The following is a 2470-nucleotide window of genomic DNA, read 5'->3' on the forward strand; positions in this document are numbered from 1 at the left end:
GTATAGAGATGCAATAGAAGATTTTAGAAAAGCCTATACCTTAATGCCTGAAGAAAAATCATTCTTTGTTGAAATTTCAAACGTATATTTTTTACTGGCTATGCAGGAGTATGAGAAAGGAAATATTGAAGAAGCAGCAGATAATATTGTAAAAGGTATGGAGATAAACTACGATATTAAGCTTGATGAGAAATTTAAAAATATTTTAATAGAAGCTGGAAAGCTTATTACAGATAAAAACCCTCAAAAAGCTATAATATATTTTGATTTTGCTTTAAGACTTGTAAGTGATGAAGACTATGTAAAGGCTGAGAAAGAAAAAGAAGAAATAAACTCACTTCGTAAAAAAGCAATAAAAAAACTGCCTCTAAAAGAAAGAGTTGTTAAAATAATTTCAGACATTTACGGATAAATGGAGGAAAAATGCTTGATATAAAACTTATAAGGGAAAACCCTGATTTTGTAAAAGAAAGATTAAAAACAAGAGATGAAGTCCTTGTTTTTGTTATAGATGAAATACTTACTGTAGATAAAGAAAGAAGAAAACTTATAGCTGAAGTTGAACAGCTAAAGGCTGAAAAAAATAAGCTTTCAAAAGAGATAGGAAAACTATTTAAAGAAGGAAAAAAAGAAGAAGCTCAAAAAGCAAAAGAAGAGGTTGTAGCAAAAAATGAAAGAATTGAATGTTTAGAAAAGGAGCTAAAGGAAGTAGAAAAACGATTTAACAATTTGCTTTTAACTGTTCCAAACCTTCCTTATGAGTCAGTTCCAGTTGGGAAAGATGAAACTGAAAATGTTGAAATTAGAAAGTGGGGAGAGCCGAGAAAATTTGATTTTGAACCTCTTCCACACTGGGAAATAGGAGAGAAACTTGGAATACTTGACTTTGAAAGAGGAGCAAAACTTTCAGGTTCAAGATTTACAGTAATGTTTAAAGAAGCTGCAAGGCTTGAAAGGGCGCTAATAAACTTTATGCTTGACATTCATACAAAAGAACACGGCTATACTGAAGTGTGGTCTCCTGTGCTGGTTAAACCTGAAATTTTAACAGGCACAGGTCAGCTCCCTAAATTTGAAGAGGACTTGTATAAAATATGCGATGAAGACTTATATTTACTTCCTACGGCAGAAGTTTCATTAACAAATTTACACGCAGGTGAGATTTTAAAGGAAGAGGAACTTCCTAAATACTACACAGCATATACACCGTGTTTTAGAAGAGAAGCAGGTTCCCACGGTAGAGATGTAAGGGGTATTTTAAGACAGCATCAATTTGACAAAGTTGAGCTTGTAAAAATTGTAAAGCCGGAAGAATCCTATAATGAACTTGAAAAGCTTGTAAATGAAGCAGAAAAAATACTTCAGCTTTTAGAACTTCCTTATAGGGTAGTAGAGCTTTGTACAGGAGACTTGGGATTTTCAGCTGCTAAAACTTATGATATAGAAGTTTGGATACCATCCCAAAACATGTACAGAGAAATATCATCCTGTTCAAATACTGAAGATTTTCAGGCAAGAAGAGCAAAAATTAGGTATAAAACAAAAGAAGGAAAAAATGAATTTGTCCACACGTTGAATGGTTCTGGACTTGCAGTTGGTAGAACACTTCTTGCAGTAATGGAAAATTATCAGAAACCTGACGGCAGTTTTGATATTCCTGAAGTTTTACAAAAATATATGTAGATATTACGGAGGTTTGCTTGAAATTAAAAAAAATCTTATTTGGTGTTTTATTAATATCTATTCCTGCGCTATCTGCTGATAGTTTGCATGGAAACAACTCAAAGCTATCTATAAGCTTAGGATATGTACAAACGACAGGTAATACAGAAACGTCTACAATAAATATAAAGTCTTCATATACATATAAAACCGACAGCAAAAGGATATATTTTGATTTAAATGGACTTTACGGAGAGACAAATGGAAAAAAAACATCAGAGAGTATTCTTTCTAATCTAAGATTGGAAAAGAGATTTTTACCTTATTTTGCATTTTGGGATGTCCATTATTATAGAAATCCGTTTCAAGCGTATGAACATTCTATAGGTAGTGGGCCGGGTATTGGGAAATATTTTTTTCATACAGACAGGCTTTATCTAACAGGTTCGTATTATGTTTATTATGTATATAACAAGCTAAATCAGTTAAGCTATTTCACAAATAAGCAAAGAGAAAAATATTTCCTTCACCATGTAGAAGAAAGATTTAGAATAAAATTATTAAAAAGTTTAAAATTTAAACAAAAATTAATTTATAAAGTTTCAAGCAGAAAATCTCAGGATTACTTTGTTTATTTTGAAACATCTTTAATCAATAATTTAACTAAAAATCTGGCACTTGAAATATCTTATACAGCAAACTACCAAAATATACCAGTTGGTAGTAAAATAAAAAGGTTAGATACAACTTTTTCCACTTTAATTCAGTTTAGTTTTTAGGAGGAAAAAATGGCTTTTAAAACATTTTA

2 protein-coding genes and 1 pseudogene are annotated in these 2470 nt (G+C 31.1%); all 3 read left to right on the forward strand.

Annotated features, from left to right (window positions below):
• Positions 1-412: pseudogene (locus HG1285_RS19830) on the forward strand (hypothetical protein); the annotation flags it as partial.
• Between the two features lie 11 nt (positions 413-423).
• On the forward strand, positions 424-1683 hold the full coding sequence (gene serS / locus HG1285_RS04505; protein ID WP_008288621.1) for a serine--tRNA ligase: 1260 nt from the start codon (positions 424-426) through the stop codon (positions 1681-1683).
• A gap of 17 nt (positions 1684-1700) precedes the next feature.
• Positions 1701-2441 carry a DUF481 domain-containing protein gene (locus tag HG1285_RS04500; protein WP_008288622.1) on the forward strand — a complete coding sequence of 247 codons (741 nt, stop codon included), beginning with the start codon at positions 1701-1703 and terminating at the stop codon, positions 2439-2441.
• Positions 2442-2470: the final 29 nt, after the last annotated feature.

This window comes from Hydrogenivirga sp. 128-5-R1-1 (genome assembly GCF_000171895.1).

Excerpts from the sequence above, each read along its gene's own strand:
- serS (WP_008288621.1), top strand. The coding sequence starts at position 424 with ATGCTTGATATAAAACTTATAAGGGAAAACCCTGATTTTGTAAAAGAA.